This is a genomic window from Tsukamurella paurometabola DSM 20162 (assembly GCF_000092225.1).
GTDB classification, from domain to species: Bacteria; Actinomycetota; Actinomycetes; order Mycobacteriales; family Mycobacteriaceae; genus Tsukamurella; species Tsukamurella paurometabola.
Window position 1 is genome coordinate 455,963 of the sequence record NC_014158.1, and the last position, 20,139, is coordinate 476,101.

A 20,139-nucleotide genomic window follows, 5' to 3' on the forward strand; every position below is an offset into this window, starting at 1 on the left:
GACATGGAGATCAGTCCTTCCGGGTGAGCGCGCGGCGGTCGTGCAGGGTGTGCTGCGGTGCGGTGCCGCCGAGGGGGTTGGTGACCCCGACGATCACGGTGTAGCGGGTCGCGATGGCGCCGAGGCGCTGCACGGCGTCGGCGCGACCGGGATTGTCGCGGACCTGTTCCAGATCACCGACGATGAGAATCGGCCGGTTCCCCAACAGGGCCAGGGTGATCCGCAACAGGAACAGCTGCAAATCGGTGAGCTCGACGATGGGCGTCTTCGGTTCGGGGCGGTCCAGCTCGCCGAACACCTGGTCCATCTCCAGCCGGCCGGCGCTCAGCGGCACCATCGAATACCACGGCGCCAGCCAGCGCCGCTGCTCCGACAGCACGGTCTCGACGGAGACCGACTCGTCCAGTTCGTCGATGTCCGCGAAAGCGGCGATGGCGCACTTCTTGCGGATCTCGCCCGGGCTGGTCGCGCCCAGGGCGTCGACGGTGCCGTGCGTGGGCTTGAGCCGGCCGGCGAGCGTGAGCAGCAGCGCGTCCTGGTCGCGCCCCGCGGGCATCTGCACCGCGTGCAGGCCGGGGCCGAACTCCAGATCGATGCCCTGGAACAACGGGCCGTGCTCTCCGTCGACCCCGATGTTCACCGCCGTGAGTTGCACGTCGTTCGGCTGGTCATCGTCCATGCGGGGCACTCCGGAGGTCGTCGGCGCAAGTCGGTAGCAATCCTACGGTGGCTGCCCGACGGTGCGGCGCGCACGTCGGGCGGACCGTCGGGCCCGGGAACGGGCGAGGGCGCCCCGACCGGTGGTCGGAGCGCCCTCGAGGTTCGTGTCGCTAGACGACGATCAGAACGCAGCCTCGTCGAGCTCCATCGGCTCGTTGTCGACCGCGGCGACGACGTCCTTGACCGAGGTCAGCAGCGGCAGCATGTTGGCGGCGAAGAACTTCGCGACGCCGACCTTGCCCTCGTAGAAGGACTTGTCGGCACCGGAGGCGCCGCCGTCGAGCTTGGCCTGCGCGATCACGGCCTGGTGCAGCAGGCGCCAGCCCACCATGAGGTCGCCGAAGGCCATCAGGAAGCGCACCGAGCCGAGGCCCACCTTGTACAGCTCCTTGGGCTCCTGCTGCGAGGCGAGCGCGAAACCGGTGAGCGTGGCGGCCATCGCCTGCACGTCCTCGGTGGCGGTCTTCAGCAGGGCGATGTCCGCGGCGAAGGCGCCACCGGCGTTGGCCTCGATGAACTTGGTGATCTCACCGGCCACGTGGCCCAGGGCGGCACCGCGATCGCGGAGGATCTTGCGGAAGAAGAAGTCCTGCGCCTGGATGGCGGTGGTGCCCTCGTACAGCGAGTCGATCTTCGAATCCCGGACGTACTGCTCGATCGGGTAGTCCTGCAGGAAGCCCGATCCGCCGAAGGTCTGCAGCGACTCGGTGCCCAGCAGGGTGAACGCCCGCTCGGAGCCCACGCCCTTGACGATCGGGAGCAGCAGATCGTTGACCTTGTAGGCCATCTCCTCGTCGGCGCCGGAGACCGGGGTCGCGGTGCGGACGTCCTGGTGCGCAGCGGTGTACAGGTACACGGCGCGCAGACCCTCGGCGTACGCCTTCTGGGTGAGCAGCGAGCGACGCACGTCCGGGTGGTGCGTGATGGTCACGCGCGGCGCGGTCTTGTCGGCCATCTGGGTCAGATCGGCGCCCTGCACGCGCTGCTTGGCGTAGTCCAGCGCGTTGAGGTAGCCGGTCGACAGGGTGCCGATGGCCTTGGTGCCCACCATCATACGAGCGTGCTCGATCACCTTGAACATCTGCGCGATGCCCTTGATCTCCTCGCCCACGAGCCAGCCCTTGGCCGGGATGCCGTGGCCGCCGAAGGTCAGTTCACAGGTGGTGGAGGTCTTGATGCCCATCTTGTGCTCGACGTTGGTCACGAAGGCGCCGTTGTGCTCGCCCAGGTTGCCGTCCTCGTCGAAGTGGTACTTCGGAACGAAGTACAGGCCCAGGCCCTTGGTGCCCGGGGCGCCGCCCTCGGGGCGAGCCAGCACGAGGTGGAAGGTGGACTCGAACATGTCGTCCACGGTGGCCGAGGTGATGAAACGCTTCACGCCCTCGATGTGCCAGGAGCCGTCCTCCTGCTTGATGGCCTTGGTACGGCCTGCGCCCACGTCCGAGCCGGCATCCGGCTCGGTGAGCACCATGGTGGCGTTCCAGTTGCGCTCGGCGGCGATCTTCGCCCACTTCTTCTGCTCGTCGGTGCCCTCGTCGAAGAGGATCTGCGCGAAGCCGGGACCGGCGGCGAACATGAAGATCGGGGGGTTGGCGCCCAGGAACAGTTCACCGATGCCCCAGTACAGCGAGCGGGGCACATCGGTGCCACCCAGCTCGTCGTTCAGGCCGAGGTAGGCCCACCCACCGTCGGCGAAGATGGCCTGCGACTTCTTGAAGGCCTCGTTGATCTTGGCCTCGTGGGTCTCCGGATCGAAGACCGGCGGGTTGCGGTCGGCCTCGGCGAAGGACTCGGCGATGGGGCCCTCGGCCTGACGGGCCGCCTCGCGCAGCATCTCCTTGGCGGTGTCGGTGTCGAGGTCGCCGTACGCGCCCGACTCCAGCACCTCACCGACGCCGAGGTCCTCGAAGAGGTTGAACTCGATGTCGCGCACGTTGCTCTTGTAATGGCCCATGGGGCTGTTCCACCTTCGTGATTCGAGCTGATGTGTTGCAAGCTGTCGTTACCAGCCAGTAAGTTACCAGTCGGTAATAACGTGAATATTAACGCTCTCGCCGCGTGCGAACAAGTGCAAGCACTCGCGCGCGATTCAGGTCACTGCCAGCGGCGGCGCGCGCGTACCGCGAGGTCAACCCCCGTTCCGTGGTGCGGATCACTTTCTCGCCACTCGACGTGCTCGACCACCATGTCCTCCGGGAGCGCGGCGGACACCTCTGCCGCGCCGAAAGTGGGCAATCCGTCGTGGCCCTCCAGTCGCTCGTGCGCCAGGAGCAGCAGTAGCCCTCCCGGTGCGAGCGCGTGCGCCGCCCGCGCGATGGCGCCCGCCCGTTGCTCCGCATCGGGGTGCACGTACGCCCAGATCGCCAGGTCGTAAGGGGAGTTCGGAATCTCGTCGACGGTCACATCGAGCGGGGTCCAGTGCAGGCGGGCTCGGACGGTGCGCGGCTGCCGCGCCGCGACCGTCGCGGCCTTGTCGAGACCCACGCGGGAGAAGTCCACCGCGGTCACGTCCCAGGCGCGGGTGGCCAGCCACAGCGCGTGTCTGCCCTCACCGGCACCCACATCGAGCGCGCGGCCGGGCGGCAGGATCGTCACCTGCTCGACGATCCACGGATCGGGCGGAGCGCCCCACACCAGATCGGTGGAGCGGTAACGGGCGTCCCAGGCCTCGGCGTCGCGGATCTGCCGCTCCTCGCGGGCCAGCGCGTCCGGCGACAGCGGACCGAGGGTGCCCTCCTCCCGCTCCTGGTCGGCGCGGTCGATGCCGTCGGGGGAGACGGTATCGGGGGCGGCGTGCTTCGGACCGGCACCGTCGGGGGTGCTCACAGCAGTGCCTCCTTGAGATAGGCCACATCGTCGGCCAGGCCGTCGGCCGGCGTCTCCAGAATGACCGGGGCATCGGCGGCCCGCGCCACATCCGCCAGCAGGTCGGGGTCGATGGTGCCGTCCTGCAGGTTGGCGTGCCGGTCCCGTGCTGAATCGAACTCGTCGCGCGAGTTGTTCAGGTGCACCAGGTCGATCCGGCCGGTGATCGCCAGCACTCGCTCGACGATGCCCAGCAACTCTTCGCCGCCCGCCCAGGCGTGGCAGGTGTCCAGGCAGAAACCGGCGCCCTGATCGCCCACCGCATCCCAGAGCCGGTCAATGGTCTCCAACTGCCGCGCGATGGCGCCGTCGCCGCCCGCGGTGTTCTCGATGAGGATCGGCACGCCGAAGCCGCCCTTCTCCTCCTGGCGGGTAAAGAGCTTGCGCCAGTTGTCGATTCCGCCCTGCAGGTCTTCGCCGTCGCGCAGGTGGCCGCCGTGCACCACGAGCCCGAAGGCACCGAGGTCGGCGGCCGCGGCCGCCTGCTGTTCGACCGCCTTGCGGCTCGGCATGCGCAGGCGGTTGTTCAGACTCGCCACGTTGATCACGTACGCCGAGTGCACGACGATCTCGAGCGGCGAGTCCCTGAGTGCCTGTGTTTGCGGGTGCGGCTCCGGCTTCTTCCAGCTCTGTGGGTCCGCGACGAACATTTGGATCACGTCCACGCCGAGGCTCTCCGCCGTCTCGACGGGGTGGGTGTCGCTGCGGACGTGGGCACCGATTCGCATGGTTCCAGCCTATTGCCCCGGGACCGTCGCTGGCGAGCGTCCGAGCGCACCGCCTGTGGAGGACCACGGTCCTGTGGAGAACCGGCGTCGCGCGAGCTCCGTCCGACGGTGCCCGCCACGCCCGCGGGCCTAGCGTGACCGCATGGTGGTGGGGGAGGCGCTGCGGGCGCCGCAATCGTGGACCGGCGGAACCGCCGAGGCGTACGACCGCTGGGCGGGATACGCGGTGCGGGCGACCGCGGAGCTCGACGCCGCGCTGCGGCGCGCGGAGGCGGAGATCGCCCGCGGCGGCCCGGGCCTCGCGGAGCGGCTCGCGGCGATCGAGCTTCCCGCCGCGGTACCCGTGCGGGAGGCGCCCGCCTCCGCTCCCGAACCGGCGGCGTGGACCCGTCACCGCGCGAACCGGGTCCGCTTGGCCGCGCAGCTGCGGGAGCTGCGCGCGATCGCGCGGCCCACGGCGGCCCAGCGACGGCGGCTCGCCATGGCCGAGACTGTCGCCGCCCGGCTCGCCGAACTGGACGGCGCCGTCGACCCGATCACCGGAGCCCGAGTGCCGGTGCAACTGCTCACGTACGAGCCGGAGGCCTTCGGAGGCGACGGTGCCGTGGTGGTCTCGATCGGTGACCTCGCAGCCGCGGACCGGGTCGGCGTGCTGGTGCCGGGGATGGGCACCACGGCGGCCTCGCTCGGTGCCGTCGGCGGCGGTGCGGCGCGGCTGTACGCGGCCGCCCGGCGCGCCGACCCCGACGGCAGCGTGGCGGCGATCGCCTGGATCGGGTACGACGCGCCGTCGGGGAGGGGAGCGGCGGCCCAGGTGGTCACCGGGCACGCCGCGAGCCGCGGTGCCGAGCGGTTGCGCGCCGATCTGGCGGAAGTGAGCGCGATGGCGCCGGACGATGCCCGGACGGTGGTGTTCGGCCACAGCTACGGCGCGACGACGGCGGCGACGGCGGGCCGCCACGGCGCACTGGCCGGAACCGTCGACGCGATGGTCCTGTTCGGCGCACCCGGTGCCGGGCCGGTGCGGAGCGCCGCCGAACTCGGGCTCGCCGACGGCGTGTACGTGGCCCGCGACCGCGACGATCCGGTGCCACCCGGTGCGTTCCTCGGCGGTCTCGCGGGGCGCGCGCTGGGTATGGTGCCGGGGCTGATGGGGCTCGGTCTGGGCGTCGACCCCGCGGCCGAATCCTTCGGCGCAACAGCGATTGCCGCCGATGGTCCCACCGGGAGGCTCGGCGCGCATTCCGGTTACCTCGACGCCGCATCCCCGGCGCTGGCCGAGTTCGGCAGGATCCTCGCCGGGGTGCGCGACGATGCCCGGTGATGCGCTCGATTCCGCGGCGGTGGAGCGGCTCGCGCACCGCTGGGAGCGGGCTGCCGCGGAGCTGCGGGCGCGCGCGGCGGCCTGGTCGGGGCGAGGGGATGCCACCGATTTCGGGCCCCGCGCCACCGCGGCACTCACCGCCCACGCGGAGGCGGCGAGTGCTGCGGCGCAGCGGTTACGGGACTACTGCGCCACGGTGCGCGCGGTCGACTCCGAGGGCGCACGCAGTGTGTACCAGGCGATCGCGGCGGCCACCAGCATGAGCACCGCGCCGATCGAGGAGGTGATCACGACACCGGTCTCGAAGGCCTGATCCGCGGCGGTGATCAACGCTGCCCCGGTCTCGGCGGGTAGCTGTCCCGCCACGTGATGTGCACCCGCCAGGGTCTCGGAGGCGGCGGACGCCTGCCCGGTGTCCATCCCGGCGGGCAGCACCAGGTTCGCGGTGTACGCCCCGGCCAGGATCGAACCCAGCACGGCGGTACCGAGCACCGTGCCCATCTCGTACGCGGTCTCGGAGACGGCCGAGGCGGCACCGGCCTTCTCCGCCGGCACGGACGAGACGATCAGGTCGTTCGAAATAGTCTCCGTGGCACCGACACCCATGCCGAGTAGTGCGAAGGCGCCGAGGATCACGGTCACCGAATCCGGCGATGCGAACAGAGCGATGAGCACGTAGGCCGCGGCTGCCAGGGTAAGACCGCCGGCGACCACCACCGCGGGCGCGACGTGCCGCACGAGTCGCACAACGAGCAGGCCCGCGACCATCGTCGCGAGCATCCCCGGTAGGAGCGCGATCGCGGCCTGCATCGGGCTCTGGCCGATCACCAGCTGCAGGTGCTGGCTGATGAAGAACATGAAGCCGATCAGTGAGAAGACGGCGAGCAGGTTCACCGCCACCGAACCGGAGAACTGGCGGTGACGGAACAGGCGCACGTCCAGCATGGGGTCGGGCCGGCGCAGCTGCCGCCGCACGAAGGCGACCGTGGCGATCACGCCGATCAGTGCAGGTACCACCGTGTGCATCAGGTCACCGCCCTTGGCCATGCTCTTGACGGCGTACACGATCGGGGTGAGGGCCAGCAGCGAGAGCGCGATGCTCGTCGGGTCGATCCGGCCGGGCGCGGGGTCGCGCGATTCCGGGATGAACGCCGGGGCGAGCGCCAGCAGCGGGATCAGCACCGGCACGGCGAGCAGGAACACCGATCCCCACCAGAAGTACTCCAGCAGTAAGCCGCCCACGATCGGTCCGAGTGCGGCACCGGCCGCGAAACACGAGGCCCACACCGCGATCGCGAGGCGGCGCTGATTCGGGTCCGCGAAGATATTGCGCAGCAGTGACAGGGTGGAGGGCATCAGCATCGCGCCGAAGAAGCCGAGGCCGGCGCGCGCGGCGATGAGCGCCGCCGCGGTGGGTGAGTACGCCGCGACCACCGACATCGCAGCGAAACCGGTGGCGCCGATCAGCAGCAGGCGGCGCCGGCCGAAGCGGTCGCCCAGGCTGCCCATCGACACCAGCAGCCCGGCGAGCACCAGTGGGTAGACATCGATGATCCACAGCTGTTGCGCGGCGGTGGGGCCGAGCGTCGCCGCGATCGAGGGGAGTGCGAAACCCAGGACCGTGCCGTCCACGGAGACCAGGAGGACCGGCAGCATGAGCACGGCCAGCGCGCACCAGTCGCGCGCGGTGGCGCGCGGCTGAGCCCTGGAGGTCGGGGTGGTGAGGGTGGTCATGTCGCACTTCCGTCGTTCGGGTCGGTTTGTCAGCACCGTTACTGTACCAACCAGACGGTATAGAAACCAGGTGCGGTGACCACGGTTACCATTCGTGCTGTGCCGCCCCCTCCCGCCGCCCGCGCCAAACTGCTCGATGCCTATGTGCGCATCCTGATCGAACAGGGCGAACGTGCCGCGACCCTCGAGGCCGTGGCCGCCGAGGCCGGCGTCAGTAAGGGCGGTCTGCTGTACCACTTCGGTTCTAAGGACGCCCTGGTCGAGGGACTGATCGGCCGGCTGAACGAGCTGGTCGAACAGGACGTCGAGCTGATGCGCGCAGCTCCCGAGGGCGCCGTGGACTACTACGTCCGCACCTCGAACTACGCCGATACGCCGCTCGATCGGACCATCGTCGCCGTGCTGCGGCTGAGCCAGGTGGCCAACACTCGTGCCCAGGAGGCGATCCAGGCCATGCAGCAGCGCTGGCTGGAGACGCTCGTCGAGCAGGTGCCCGACGAGGCCGCCGCGCGCGCGGTAATCCTCATGGGCGACGGGCTGTACTACAACGCCGCCCTCAGCGGCGGCCGGCATGTGGCCACCGACGAACAGATCGAGGAGCTGCTTGCGCTGGTGCGGCACATGCTCGACGCCCCGCGGTAACTCCTTCGGTTCCCGCGCTGTGTAGTGATGGGCGGCATCTGAATCGCTAGCGGCGATTCGAGTCGCCCGCACCGCGCCGACCTGGATAGGACGCTCTCGTGCTGAATCTTCTGTTCGAGTGCACGAGCCGCCTTCGCCGGGCGCACTTCAGGGCGAGTGAGGGGGCTTGCGCTGCTGCGGGTCCATCCTCGCGAGCGCGCGGCGTCGCGCGGCTTCGACTTCCTGCTCGACGGTGCTCTCCCCCGTTGCGATCCGGCGCACCATTGCTTCGGCAGTGTCGGTCAGCGGCATGCCGGCCATGAGATGACCGGCCTCCATGCCTGCCAGGGCCTGGTCGACGCCGCGTGCTTCAACGGTGGTCATAGTCTGTCGACTGTACCTGATTACCTGCGGATAGTCGGCGTGGCAGGTAGTTCGCGACAACTGCGGCGAGCGCGATAGCGACGAACAGCGACATAATGACAACCACCCACGTCGGGACACCCCGGCCCGCGCCTAGTTCCGATAACGACGTTGACGTTCGAACTGGACGGCGGGAATATGTGGCCGTGGGTTCGGGACTGGGAGAAGGTCGCTGAGGACGTCGCAACGCTGGCTCGGCATCGAGGATGCGATGCCCTCCCCTCGGCCTGCCCGACCTCGACGCGATACTCCTCGCAGGCGGGTCACCGACCACGCGAACCGTCGTCACCCGAAGGTCAGTACGTCGTCGGGCCTGCCGACCGTGCGCAAGTCCTAGAGAAGCTCATGCGCCACGTCGAACGATCTGAGGCGGAGCAACCGTGGTGGGCAGGAGACGGACTGACTCCCGTACCAACCGCGCCCGTGCGCATGCTCTTCAAACGGTGGGATCGTGACGGCCCTGCACGCTCCGCAGTGGAGCTAGAAGATCCCAAACCGTCGCCGGCGACGCGGCGGCGCTTGCTTGGCTCCTGACGCTTCTGGCCTGGTGGCACGCAGCTGCTTCGCTCCGGGGATCGGGATACTCGCCAACTCGGCCTCGATCGCTGCAACCCGATCCTGCGCCCGCTGCTCTGCTGCCGCCTCCCTGCGCACTCCGGGAAGCACTTCCGCCTGGTAGCGCTCGTTCGTTGCCTCTACCACACGATCGAACCGCGCGATGTCGGGCGACATGTGCTCACGGTCGGTATCGAGGTGGTACCCGACCTTGTCCTCCCATTCAGCGAATCGCCTAATCGCAAGCTGATGCCGCTTGCTCTCTTCGTAGAAGATGCTCGACCACCCGCCGTCGGGCAAGGGCTTCAACATCACCAGCACCTTCACGTTGGATGAGGTAATCGCCGGGCCGCCTTGTTCCGGTGTCACCCGCTCTTGCTCGGATCGCTGTATCGGCTGCCATTGCGTCACGTGTGATTCCTCCCTCGGCCCCTGATTGTCCCAGAAACGAACGGTTCAGGGGCACGTCTTGGCTTAGACCTTCTGCGAGATACAGAGACCTCTCAACAGCGAGGCCGTGACTAGCGCCGTCCCGAAAAGACACGTTCTGGACGCCTGCTGGCAGGCCCGCTCCCGCTCCGTCGGCGGGGAGCGCGCGCGGGCCTCTGCTAGCTGGGAGAGCGGAGAGAGTCGGCCCCAAGTTGCCCCTCGCGCTCCTGAGAGCCGAGCTTCCACGTGGAAGGCCATTGCCCGTCGAGCTCGATGTCCGTCAACTCGATCTTGGACTTGATCCCGCTCGCCTCAAACTCGGTAGCCCATCGCACCGGAACTCTAATGCCGGGATCGATCGCTATCTCCGTACGGGCGTGAGAGCTGGTCTTATGTACGGCGCGAACGAGCAGCTCGCCGTCCTGCACCGCAGCACTCGCAATCCTCCACTGGTCCGCTCCGCGCCCCCAGATGTCGAGCTGGGTTGGGCTGAGTAGGCGTACGGCAGGAGGCGGCGGGTTGTCGGTCGGAAGGGACTTGTCGTCGCAGTGAATCAGCTCGTAGCCGGTACTCGGAGAGTACCGAATTTCAGCCTGAACCGGAGACGAGATATCGACGAGAGAGAAAGCCTGCGCGGCCCGATCTAGCGTGAGCTTTCGCTCCTTCACTGACTTCGGGTCGCCGTGAAACTGTCCTCTCGGCCAACGCTTATCGAGAACGGTGCATGTCACCCTTGGGGAATTCTCGACGTCGCGAGAATCGTCGTTCTCGTGTGACCGATTGACCTCTGGGTCGTCCTACCGCCCCTCTTTTAGCTCCACCGAGAGCGCTCCGTCGCCCGCCGCGGCGTGAAGATGATCGACGATATCCGTCCGCTTCTGGAAGCTCACTACCTAGGTGGTGGGGGCAGCTAACCTCGCAGGTATGGCCCCAGAACCGACCGACCCGAAGCGCGGAGCGCTGCCGTATCGATCAGTCAAACCGCGCCCTGGTGAGCTGCCGGATATTCCCGGCGCGGCCACTGAGTCCTCTCGGTTGTTCGTACCCGTGCTGTACAGCGATACTGAGACGCTTGGGAGAGAGCAGCCACCTCTACTTCGTTGTCCAACATGCGGTTTCTCGTTCGTCACGGTCTGGGGCGTCCGCACCGTTGAGAGGGACAACTACATGCTCGTGGCGACCGAGCCAGTCGAAGGCTGGGGCAGCGGGCCATCGGAGGCGGGGGAGTCGGTGCCGCCCATTGAGGGCATACGGCATAACTCGCTCGTGTTCGAGATTCAGTGCGACCTCGGGCACGTGGGTGTCGTGGAGTTCGGGCTTCACAAAGGGCAGACCCACGTTCGTGTGACCCGCGTCGACGTAGACACGGACGAAGACCTGGACGACTAGTGTTCGCGCCGAAACCGGTCCAGTGCTGTTACAGCCCAACCGAAGCGCGAAGCGAGGTCGGCCGCACGTGCGGTGAGACGCCGTCGCCTCCGCACCTGGGACCTGCTGGGCGCCTTGACCGCCGCCGGCGCTAATTGAGTGAAGTTCAGTACGGTCTTTACCGTGCCCTGACCGGCAGGTAGTTTGATGGCATGCCATCGATCTTCATCTCCGGCGGTGCTTCCGGCATCGGCCGTGCCACTGCCCTGCGTTTCCTGTCCGAGGGATGGACCGTGGGCGTGTACGACGTCAATCAGGCCGCGCTCGACGAGCTCACGGCAGAGCATCCGCAGATCGTCACCGGCATCCTCGATGTGCGCGACTTCGGGCAGTGGGAGGCCGCGCTCGCCGATTTCGCCACGCACACCGGCGGCACCCTCACAGTGCTCGACAACAATGCGGGGGTGCTGTTCAGCGGAGACCTCGATGAGGTCACACCCGAGCAGATCAAGCTGCAGATCGACATCGACGCGTTGGGCGTCACGTACGGCGCCAAGGCCGCGCTGCCCTACCTCACGGGGGTCGAGGGTGCGCATCTGGTGAACATCAGCTCCGCCTCGGCCATCTACGGCCAGCCGGGTATCGCCACCTACAGCGCCGCGAAGTTCTACGTCTCCGGTTTCACCGAGGCGCTCGAACTCGAATGGGAGAAGCACGGCATCCGGGTCGTCGCGATCTGGCCGCTCTGGGCCAAGACCGCGCTCGCCGAGACCGATGCGAAGAGCACTCGCACCCTCGGCGTGAACATCACGCCCGAGGAGGTGGCCGAGCAGGTGTGGAACTCTGTACACCCTGGTGTGCAGGTGCCCTTCCTGCCGCGCGTGCACTATTCCGTCGGAACTCTCACCACCCTGCTGTCCAATTCGAGTAAATTCGCACCGCGGTCCGTGGTGCGCCTGATCAACCGGTTCACCAGCCAGTAGCGACCGGCCGGTTCGCATTAGATTTCGCAGAGTTCTTCCGAGAAGGAGTCCACCCCACCGTGATTGCGACCACGATGCAGGACGGTGAGCTGAGCATCGCTCGGCTCGTCGAGTACAGCCGCCGCGTCTTCCCCGAGGCCAGGATCACCACGTGGACCGGCACCGAGCTTCGCGACGCCTCGTTCGCCGAGATCGGTGACAGGGCGGCCCAGCTGGCGCACGCGCTCACCAAGCTGGGCGTGCAGCGCGGCGACCGCGTGGCCACGTTCATGTGGAACAACAATGAGCACCAGGTCGCGTACGCGGGCGTACCCGCGATGGGCGCGGTGTTGCACACGCTGAACCTGCGCCTCTCGCCCGAGCAGGCCGTCTTCATCATCAAGCAGGCCGACGACAAGGTGATCCTGGTGGATGCCTCCGTCGCTCCGTTGCTCTCGAAGTACATCGCCGCCACCCCGAACGTGCAGCACGTGATCGTGACGAACGGCCCGAAGGAGGCGCTGGAGGCGCCCGAGGGCATCACCGTGCACAGCCTGGACGAGCTGCTGGACGGCGAGCCGACCACGTTCGACTGGCCCGAGATCGATGAGCGCGACCCCGCGGTCATGTGTTACACCTCGGGCACCACGGGCGACCCCAAGGGCGTGGTCTACAGCCACCGCAGCATCTGGCTGCATTCGATGCAGGTCAACTCCAGCTCGGGCATGTCCCTGGGCAACGCGGACTCGGTGCTCGCCATCGTCCCGATGTTCCACGTGATGTCGTGGGGCCTGCCGTACGCCGCGATGATGGGCGGCATCACCCTGGTGATGCCCGACCGCTTCCTGCAGCCCGAGCCGCTGCTGCAGATCATGGCCGCCGCGAAGCCCACCTTCGCCGCGGCCGTGCCCACCATCTGGCAGGGCGTGGCCGCGCAGCTCGCCGTGACGCCCCAGGACATCTCGCACCTGCGCGAGGTGGTTGTGGGCGGTGCCGCCGTGCCGCCGTCGATGATCCGGGCCTTCGATAAGCTGGGCACCCGGATCGTGCATGCCTGGGGTATGACCGAGACATCGCCGCTGGGCTCGGTCTCGCGTCCGCCGTTCGGCATCGAGGATGACGACAGGGAGTTCGCCTACCGGGTGACGCAGGGCCGCTTCCCGGCCTCGGTGCAGGCCCGGCTGATCGACGACGAGGGCAATGAGCAGCCCTGGGACGGCGAGTCCTCCGGCGAGCTCGAGGCGCGCGGTCCCTGGATCACCGGCGCCTACTATTCCCCCGAGGGAAATGTGGTGGACGAGTCCAAGTTCCACGACGGTTGGTTGCGGACCGGTGACGTCGCAAGCATCAGCCCCGACGGCTTCATGACCATCCGTGATCGCACCAAGGACATGATCAAGACCGGTGGCGAGTGGATCAGCTCCGTCGAGCTGGAGAACACCGTGATGAGCAACCCGACGATCGCCGAGGCCGCCGTCGTGGGCGTGCCCGACGAGAAGTGGGACGAGCGTCCGTTCGTGCTCGCCGTGGTCAAAGACCCGGCCGACGCCGACATCGAGAAGCAGCGTGCGTACCTCACGGACCTGTTGCCCAAGTGGCAGATCCCGGAGCGCTGGGCATTCGTGACCGAGGTGCCGAAAACCTCGGTCGGCAAGTTCGACAAGAAGGTCATCCGCGCCGAATACGCCGACGGCACCTACCCGGTGGTCGACGCGCGCGCCTGAGCGTGCCCGAAAGGGCCGCGGCGGTCGCCTGACCGTCGCGGCCCTTCTGTATTAGGAGTGGGATCGTTACCCGGGGGCCCGGCCGACGGCGAGCCGCTCGTCGCCTGACGTCAGTCGAGACCCTCGGGACCGAAAGTGAGCTCGGGCGTGATCACCCGGGCGAACTCGGCATCGGCGAGGAAGCTCAGATCCGTGATGCCCGCGACCGCGGCGAACAAGGCGAAATATCGGTCCTCGGAATGCTTCTCGGCCAGCACGGCGGGCAATGACTCCTCCGCGAGCGGAGGGCCGACCTGATCGGAGAACCCATCGTCCGTCTCGCCGACCCGGCGCACCAACGCCCCGTCGCGGTAGACCTCGATGCCGTAGGCACCTCCGGTGCTTCCGATCATCACGCTGGTCACCGGCACGCCGGTGTGCGCCGCGAATCGTTCGACCGCGTGCGGGTCGAGGATATCGCCGCTCGCGACCACCGTCCCCCCGTCGACGGCGCGCGCCCAGGCGTCGTCGTCGCCCGCGGGATCGGTCCGCCGGTCGGCACCCAAGATGAGTGATCCGCCGGCGTCCGGACCCGGTGCCGCGATGTGCAGTATCGATACGTTCCAACCCATGTCGTTCCCCCTGGCGATCGGTTGGTCAGTTGGTGAGCAGTCCCGACGGATCGACCACGATGACCCGCGCTCCGTAGCCGACGTCCGAGATCAGCTGATTGATCAGGTACGTCGCGACGACGCTGACCCGCGTCGCATTGGTCAGGTCGAGGACCACCGTGGTGCCCTGCCGCAGCCTGCCCGCCTTCAGTGCCTCGTGTACCACCTCCTCGACCGCGACGAAGTCGACCTCGCCGCGCAGTCGCAGTGTCACGTGGCCGGTCGCCGGGTCGGTGGTGATGGACTCCAGCGCGCTCACCGGCGTCATCGGTCGGTCGAGTAGGTGCAGCCCGAACTCGCTGCTCATCTTCTGCAGTACTGCGACGCCGCGCGCCGAGTTGCCGGCCTCGTCGAGCGGCGGGCTGAAAACGCCCACGCCGTACTCGCCCGGCGCGGCGGCCACGATGCCGCCGCCCACACCGGATTTCGCCGGAATGCCGACCGAGCACATCCACGCGCCCGACCGGTCGTACATGCCGCATCCTGTCATCACCGAGAGGGTGTGTCGCGCGACCACCGTATCCACCACGCGCTCGCCGGTACACGGATTCACCCCCGAGTTGGCCAGGGTCGCGCCCATCACGGCGATATCGTGCGCGTCCACCAGCAGTGAACACTGCCGGAAGTACGGATCCAGGGCGTCCTCGACCGGAACACGCAGTGCATTGGTCGATTTCGCGAGCGCCGCGAGTGCCAGATTGCGGAAGCCGGTCTCCGACTCGGACTTGTACACCGATTCGTCGAGCTCGAGCTCCCGGCCGGCGAACCGCGAGAGACCGGCACGGATCTTCGCGAACCGCTCGTCGCCGGTCTCGGCCGAGATCAACGAGGTCGAGACGATCGCCCCGGCGTTGATCAAGGGATTCTCCGGCCGACCCGACGGATCGAAACTGATCGCGTTGAACGCCTCACCGCTGGGTTCGACACCGATCCGCTCGCACACCGCGGTGGTACCCAGCTCCTGCAACGCCAGCGCGTACACGAAGGGCTTCGACATCGACTGGATGGTGAACTGCACGCGGTAGTCGCCTGCCGCGTAGCTGTGCCCGCGCACGGAGACCGAGGCGATCCCGAACTGATCCGGGTCGACCTTGGCCAACTGCGGTATGTAGTCCGCGACGTGACCGGGATGATCCTCCCGGCGGACATCGTCGAGCACCCGCGCCATTGCGGCGTTGACGGGGTTGTCCGTGCTGATGGAATCGCCGATCGTTTGCTCCGTCATGGCGTCGACGCTAGCGAACGGGAGCCGCCGGTGCCGACCGGTCGATAGCACTGCGACAAAGTTGAGTATCGTTCTAACTACCGCGACGTGACCCAGGTGAGCAGCGCAGACCAGCCGATATCGCCGTCAGACACACTGGAGATTTGTTATGACCGAACTGCTACCCGACGGCAGGACCATCGACGAGGCGACCGCGGCCGGCGCCCGCGCTCACGAGCTGGACCGCGCGCACGTGTTCCATTCCTGGTCGGCCCAGGCCCAGATCAATCCTATGACCATCGTTGCCAGCGAGGGCTCGTACGTGTGGGACGGAGAGGGCCGCAAGCTGCTCGACTTCAGCTCGCAGATGGTGAACACCAACATCGGCCACCAGCACCCGAAGGTGGTCGCCGCGATCGCCGAGCAGGCCGCGAAGATCTGCACCATCGCTCCGCAGCACGTGAACGAGGCGCGCAGTGAGGCCGCCCGGCTCATCGCCGAGCGCACGCCGGGCGACCTGAACAAGGTGTTCTTCACCAACGGCGGCGCCGACGCCAACGAACACGCGATCCGGATGGCCCGCGTGCACACCGGCCGGCCGAAGGTGCTCAGCCGATACCGCAGCTACCACGGCGGCACCGAGCTGTCGATCAACGTCACCGGCGATACCCGCCGCTTCGCCAACGATCACGGTGCCCAGGCCGTGGCCCATTTCGACGGCCCCTTCCTCTACCGCAGCTCGTTCTACGCCGAGACCGAGGAGCAGGAGTCGCAGCGCGCGCTGGAACACCTGGAACGCACCATCGTGCTGGAGGGCCCGAACACCATCGCCGCGATCATCCTCGAGTCGATCCCGGGCACCCCGGGCATCATGGTGCCACCGCCCGGCTACCTGGCCGGTGTTCGCGAGCTGTGCACCAGGTACGGGATCGTCATGATCGCCGATGAGGTGATGTCCGGCTTCGGTCGCAGCGGTAAGTGGTTCGCGATCGAGCACGGTGCCACGGAGGCGGGGCCTGTCGTCCCCGACCTGCTGACCTTCGCCAAGGGCGTGAACAGCGGGTACGTGCCGCTGGGTGGAGTCACCATCGGTGACGAGATCGCCGCGACCTTCGATGACAAGCCCTACCCGGGCGGTCTCACCTACTCGGGCCACCCGCTGGCCACCGCCTCGGCGGTAGCCACCATCAACGCGATGGCCGAGGAGGGCATGGTCGACAACGCCGCCACGATCGGCGACGAGGTGATCCGGCCGACGCTCGAGGAGTTCAAGGCTAAGCACCCGTCGGTCGGCGATGTGCGCGGCGAGGGTGTCTTCTTCGCCATCGAACTCGTCCGCGATCGGGCGACGCGCGAGCCTCTGGCGCCGTACGGTGGCAGCAGCCCCGCGATGAACGAGACCGTCGCGGCCCTGAAGAAGGGCGGCCTGCTGCCCTTCGCCAACTACAACCGCATCCATGTGGTGCCGCCGTGCAACGTCTCCGTCGAGGAGGCCCGTGAGGGCCTGGCGATCATCGACGAGGCGCTGAACGTGGCGGACGCGCACACCGTCTGACCGCCCCAGGAGGCGCAATGCCCGCTCTCAAGCCCGTTCTGCCCGCCGACCTGACCCCGGGAAATCCGGGTGTCTACGAGTTCTCCGTACGCTCCGCGCGCCCCGTCGAGTGGGTCTGGGGCGAGCTGACCTCCGATACCCCGCTGCACTGGTGTAACGGGATCCGGAAAATCGAGTGGACCAGCCCGCGGCCCTTCGCCGCCGGGTCCACCCGCACCGTGACACTGGGCCCCGGAATCAGCGCCGACGAGATCTTCTACTCCTGGGAAGAGTCGGAACAGCTGTGCGAGAAGGCATTCTACGTTCAGTCCGCCACTGCACCCGGTCTCTCCCGGCTCGCCGAGAAGTACCGGGTCGAGGCGCTCCCCGAGGGCGGCTCACTGTTCACCTGGACCCTGCTCATCGAGCCGGTCGGCGGCGCCAAGGTGATCGGCCTCAGCGGCCTGCCGGTAGGGCTGATCGTGAAGTGGCTCCAGCGCGACACCGAGAAGTACCTGGGTTCGGCGTAGTCCCGGAACGCGGTTCCGCTCGAAAGTTGTGAGCGCGCAACGTGTGCAACACATTGCGGGAAGCGCGCATTCATTCGATCAGGTAGTGTCGGAGTACAACACGTTGTGAGAACGGCACAGCCCGACCGGCGTTCGACGCACTGCTGAGCTCTCCGACAGCCCGGACTGCAGCGCTTCCTCCGGCCCATCGGCCGTTCCGCTCATCAGTGGAGGAGAAGCCATGACGGATCACCGCAACTACACCACCACCGACTCCGGGGCACCGGCGGGCAGCGACCAGCATTCGCTCACCGTCGGCGCCGGCGGGCCGATCGTCCTGCACGATCACTATCTGATCGAGCAGATGGCGCAGTTCAACCGCGAGCGCATTCCCGAGCGGCAGCCGCACGCGAAAGGTAGCGGCGCCTTCGGAACGTTCGAAACCACCGCGGATGTCTCGGATTACACGTGCGCCGCGCTGTTTCAACCGGGCGTCACCACTGACATGGTGGCTCGGTTCTCGACCGTTGCCGGTGAACGCGGCAGCGCGGATACCTGGCGAGATCCTCGTGGCTTCGCGCTGAAGTTCTACACCGACGAGGGTGTCTACGATCTGGTGGGCAACAACACGCCGGTGTTCTTCATCAAGGACCCGTTGAAGTTTCAGCACTTCATCCGCTCGCAGAAGCGGCGCGCTGACAACAACCTGCGCGATCACGATATGCAATGGGACTTCTGGACCCTGTCTCCGGAGTCGTCCCACCAGGTCACATGGCTCATGGGCGACCGCGGCATCCCGAAGAGCTGGCGGCACATGAACGGCTACGGTTCGCACACGTACCTGTGGGTGAACGATGCGGGTGTCAAGCACTGGGTGAAGTACCACTTCATTTCGGACCAGGGCATCGACTACCTCACGCAGGACGAGGCGGACCGCCTGGCCGGCGCCGACGGCGACTATCACGTGCGTGATCTGTTCGAGGCGATCCGCGACGGCGAGCACCCGAGCTGGACGCTCAAGGTGCAGATCATGCCCTTCGAGGACGCCGCCACCTACCGCTACAACCCGTTCGATCTGACCAAGGTGTGGCCGCACAGCGACTATCCGTTGGTCGAAGTCGGGACGATGACGTTGCACACCAACCCGACCGACAACCACGCCCAGATCGAGCAGGCGGCGTTCGAGCCGAACAACCTGGTTCCGGGTATCGGGCTCAGTCCCGACCGGATGCTGCTGGGGCGGGTTTTCGCGTACGCCGATGCGCACCGTGCGCGCCTGGGGGCGAACTACAAGCAGATACCGGTGAATGCTCCCCGTAACGAGGTGCGCAGCTACTCCAAGGACGGCGCCATGCGGATCGATCCGGTGCGAGATCCGGTCTACGCCCCCAATTCGAAGGGCGGACCCAGCGCCGACTACCCGGGCCAGGCGGAGCCGCAGTGGGCCGCGGACGGAGAGATCGTGCGCACGGCATACGTGGACCACGCCGAGGACGATGACGTCTCCCAACCCCGCACCCTGATCCGCGAGGTGATGGATGAGGCCGCCCGCGAGCGCCTCGTCGATAACGTGGCCGGTCACCTGCTCGACGGTGTGAGCCCTCCGGTGCTCCAGCGCGCCTTCGAGTACTGGACGAACATCGATCCCGAGATCGGCGGCCGGATCGAGCGCGCGGTCGCGGAGGCGGGCACGGACTGATCGCGGTTAGCGCAGTGGCGAAAGGTCGTGATCTCCGGCCGCGCATGAGCATTCGGCGTCAGGTTCGATCGCTGTGAGCGTGTGTGTGAGCGCGGTGGTCAATCGCGGGAGATTGACCTTGAATTGCTCCAGAACGTCTTCGGCGTGCACGCCGTCGCCCGCCTCGATGCCGGCGTCGAGGTCGGTGACCAGGGCGAGCGAGGCGTAACAGAGCTTGAGCTCGCGGGCCAGGGCCGCCTCGGGCAGCCCGGTCATGTTCACCAGCTCCCAGCCCTGCGCTGCGTACCAGCGGCTCTCGGCGCGGGTGGAGAACCTGGGCCCCTCGATCACCACCATCGTCGCGCCGTCGTGGTCCGCATGCGGGCGAGCCGCGGCGCGCAGCTCCGGGCAGTACGGGTCGGCGAAACTCACGTGCACACCGCCCCCGTCGAAATAGCTGGAGGCGCGGCTGGTCGTTCGGTCCACCACTTGGTCCGGGACGACGATGGTGCCCGGTCCGAGCGCGGGATCGAGGCTTCCGACGGCGCACGGTGCCAGGACCTTCCGCACGCCGAGACTGTGCAGGGCCCACAGGTTCGCGCGGTAGGGCACCGTGTGTGGCGAGTACTCATGGTGCGCACCGTGACGCGGAAGGAAGGCGACCTCGCGGCCCCCGGCCTCACCCAGGGTAATCGGTGCGCTGGTCGGCCCGTACGGGGTGTCGACGGTGCGCGTGGTCGTCTCGCCGCCCAGGAACCGGTAGAGTCCGGTGCCGCCGATCACGGCGATCGGCGCGCTCACGCCGCTCCGCCCGGGATCCGCTCGCGGATGGCCGCGGCCACCTCGTCGGGCCGCGATACGTCGAATACCTGCTCGGACGCATCGCCCAGGGTGACGCATAGCCGGTGCTTGCCGCGACGCAATAGGCCCGTGGTCTCGACGACTCCCGCGCCGGCGAGATGGCGCAGTTGCACGGCGAAAGGCGCTCCCTGCATCTTCGCGGCGAGACCCGCGGGCCGGAACCTGAGGTGACTGTCGCCCAGTTCGAGGTATCCGCGGATGGCCGTGCGGCCCACGATCCGGGCGGCGGGCCAGCTCAGGTCGCTCATCC

19 protein-coding genes are annotated in these 20,139 nt (G+C 67.8%); 8 read left to right on the top strand and 11 right to left on the bottom strand.

Features of this window, described 5'->3' with window-relative positions; genetic code table 11:
- Positions 1-10: 10 nt before the first annotated feature.
- The 4 genes from TPAU_RS02105 to TPAU_RS02120 form a co-directional block, all read right to left on the bottom strand.
- Positions 11-679 carry a hypothetical protein gene (locus tag TPAU_RS02105; RefSeq protein WP_013125116.1) on the bottom strand — a complete coding sequence of 223 codons (669 nt, stop codon included), beginning with the start codon at positions 677-679 and terminating at the stop codon, positions 11-13.
- Between the two features lie 162 nt (positions 680-841).
- The gene (locus TPAU_RS02110; protein ID WP_013125117.1) at positions 842-2,674 is read right to left on the bottom strand and encodes an acyl-CoA dehydrogenase; all 1,833 of its coding nucleotides are present in this window, start codon (positions 2,672-2,674) and stop codon (positions 842-844) included.
- Positions 2,675-2,814: 140 nt separating this feature from the next.
- Positions 2,815-3,546 carry a class I SAM-dependent methyltransferase gene (locus TPAU_RS02115; RefSeq protein ID WP_013125118.1) on the bottom strand — a complete coding sequence of 244 codons (732 nt, stop codon included), beginning with the start codon at positions 3,544-3,546 and terminating at the stop codon, positions 2,815-2,817.
- The gene (locus TPAU_RS02120; protein ID WP_013125119.1) at positions 3,543-4,313 is read right to left on the bottom strand and encodes a deoxyribonuclease IV; all 771 of its coding nucleotides are present in this window, start codon (positions 4,311-4,313) and stop codon (positions 3,543-3,545) included. The genes TPAU_RS02115 and TPAU_RS02120 overlap by 4 nt, the downstream gene beginning before the upstream one ends.
- A gap of 142 nt (positions 4,314-4,455) precedes the next feature.
- Here TPAU_RS02120 and TPAU_RS21710 point away from each other — a divergent pair, with 142 nt between their 5' ends.
- Positions 4,456-5,637: an alpha/beta hydrolase gene (locus TPAU_RS21710; RefSeq protein ID WP_013125120.1), complete on the top strand. Its 1,182-nt coding sequence runs from the start codon at positions 4,456-4,458 to the stop codon at positions 5,635-5,637.
- 183 nt (positions 5,638-5,820) lie between these two features.
- On the opposite strand, the gene TPAU_RS02130 is transcribed toward TPAU_RS21710, so the two are convergent.
- Complete coding sequence (locus TPAU_RS02130; RefSeq protein ID WP_013125121.1) at positions 5,821-7,371, bottom strand: MFS transporter; 1,551 nt, start codon at positions 7,369-7,371, stop codon at positions 5,821-5,823.
- Positions 7,372-7,470: 99 nt separating this feature from the next.
- Here TPAU_RS02130 and TPAU_RS02135 point away from each other — a divergent pair, with 99 nt between their 5' ends.
- Positions 7,471-8,013 carry a TetR/AcrR family transcriptional regulator gene (locus TPAU_RS02135; protein ID WP_013125122.1) on the top strand — a complete coding sequence of 181 codons (543 nt, stop codon included), beginning with the start codon at positions 7,471-7,473 and terminating at the stop codon, positions 8,011-8,013.
- 147 nt (positions 8,014-8,160) lie between these two features.
- Here the strand turns inward: TPAU_RS02135 and TPAU_RS02140 are convergent, their stop codons facing one another.
- Together TPAU_RS02140 and TPAU_RS02145 are read right to left on the bottom strand one after the other, a co-directional pair.
- Positions 8,161-8,376 carry a hypothetical protein gene (locus tag TPAU_RS02140; RefSeq protein ID WP_013125123.1) on the bottom strand — a complete coding sequence of 72 codons (216 nt, stop codon included), beginning with the start codon at positions 8,374-8,376 and terminating at the stop codon, positions 8,161-8,163.
- 519 nt (positions 8,377-8,895) lie between these two features.
- A complete protein-coding gene (locus TPAU_RS02145; protein ID WP_013125124.1) occupies positions 8,896-9,381 on the bottom strand; it encodes a hypothetical protein in 486 nt (161 codons plus the stop codon).
- A gap of 942 nt (positions 9,382-10,323) precedes the next feature.
- Between TPAU_RS02145 and TPAU_RS02155 the strand changes: the two genes are divergently transcribed.
- From TPAU_RS02155 to TPAU_RS02165, 3 genes are all read left to right on the top strand, one after another.
- Positions 10,324-10,788, top strand: coding sequence for a hypothetical protein (locus TPAU_RS02155; RefSeq protein WP_147291138.1), 465 nt, complete (start codon positions 10,324-10,326; stop codon positions 10,786-10,788).
- 191 nt (positions 10,789-10,979) lie between these two features.
- Positions 10,980-11,750 (top strand): SDR family oxidoreductase, encoded by a 771-nt coding sequence (locus TPAU_RS02160; protein ID WP_013125126.1) that lies wholly within the window; start codon positions 10,980-10,982, stop codon positions 11,748-11,750.
- Between the two features lie 59 nt (positions 11,751-11,809).
- Entirely contained in the window at positions 11,810-13,453 is a 1,644-nt protein-coding gene (locus TPAU_RS02165) for a long-chain fatty acid--CoA ligase (protein ID WP_115329760.1), read from the top strand.
- Between the two features lie 110 nt (positions 13,454-13,563).
- On the opposite strand, the gene TPAU_RS02170 is transcribed toward TPAU_RS02165, so the two are convergent.
- Positions 13,564-14,064, bottom strand: coding sequence for a hypothetical protein (locus TPAU_RS02170; RefSeq protein ID WP_013125128.1), 501 nt, complete (start codon positions 14,062-14,064; stop codon positions 13,564-13,566).
- Between the two features lie 25 nt (positions 14,065-14,089).
- The gene (gene glsA / locus TPAU_RS02175) at positions 14,090-15,328 is read right to left on the bottom strand and encodes a glutaminase A (RefSeq protein WP_013125129.1); all 1,239 of its coding nucleotides are present in this window, start codon (positions 15,326-15,328) and stop codon (positions 14,090-14,092) included.
- Between the two features lie 148 nt (positions 15,329-15,476).
- Here glsA and TPAU_RS02180 point away from each other — a divergent pair, with 148 nt between their 5' ends.
- From TPAU_RS02180 to TPAU_RS02190, 3 genes are all read left to right on the top strand, one after another.
- Complete coding sequence (locus TPAU_RS02180) at positions 15,477-16,862, top strand: aspartate aminotransferase family protein (protein WP_013125130.1); 1,386 nt, start codon at positions 15,477-15,479, stop codon at positions 16,860-16,862.
- Between the two features lie 17 nt (positions 16,863-16,879).
- Entirely contained in the window at positions 16,880-17,371 is a 492-nt protein-coding gene (locus TPAU_RS02185) for an SRPBCC family protein (protein ID WP_013125131.1), read from the top strand.
- A gap of 220 nt (positions 17,372-17,591) precedes the next feature.
- Positions 17,592-19,049 (top strand): catalase, encoded by a 1,458-nt coding sequence (locus tag TPAU_RS02190; RefSeq protein WP_013125132.1) that lies wholly within the window; start codon positions 17,592-17,594, stop codon positions 19,047-19,049.
- A gap of 6 nt (positions 19,050-19,055) precedes the next feature.
- Here the strand turns inward: TPAU_RS02190 and TPAU_RS02195 are convergent, their stop codons facing one another.
- Together TPAU_RS02195 and TPAU_RS02200 are read right to left on the bottom strand one after the other, a co-directional pair.
- A complete protein-coding gene (locus TPAU_RS02195) occupies positions 19,056-19,829 on the bottom strand; it encodes an S-methyl-5'-thioadenosine phosphorylase (protein ID WP_013125133.1) in 774 nt (257 codons plus the stop codon).
- On the bottom strand, positions 19,826-20,137 hold the full coding sequence (locus TPAU_RS02200; protein WP_013125134.1) for a hypothetical protein: 312 nt from the start codon (positions 20,135-20,137) through the stop codon (positions 19,826-19,828). The genes TPAU_RS02195 and TPAU_RS02200 overlap by 4 nt, the downstream gene beginning before the upstream one ends.
- Positions 20,138-20,139 lie beyond the last annotated feature (2 nt).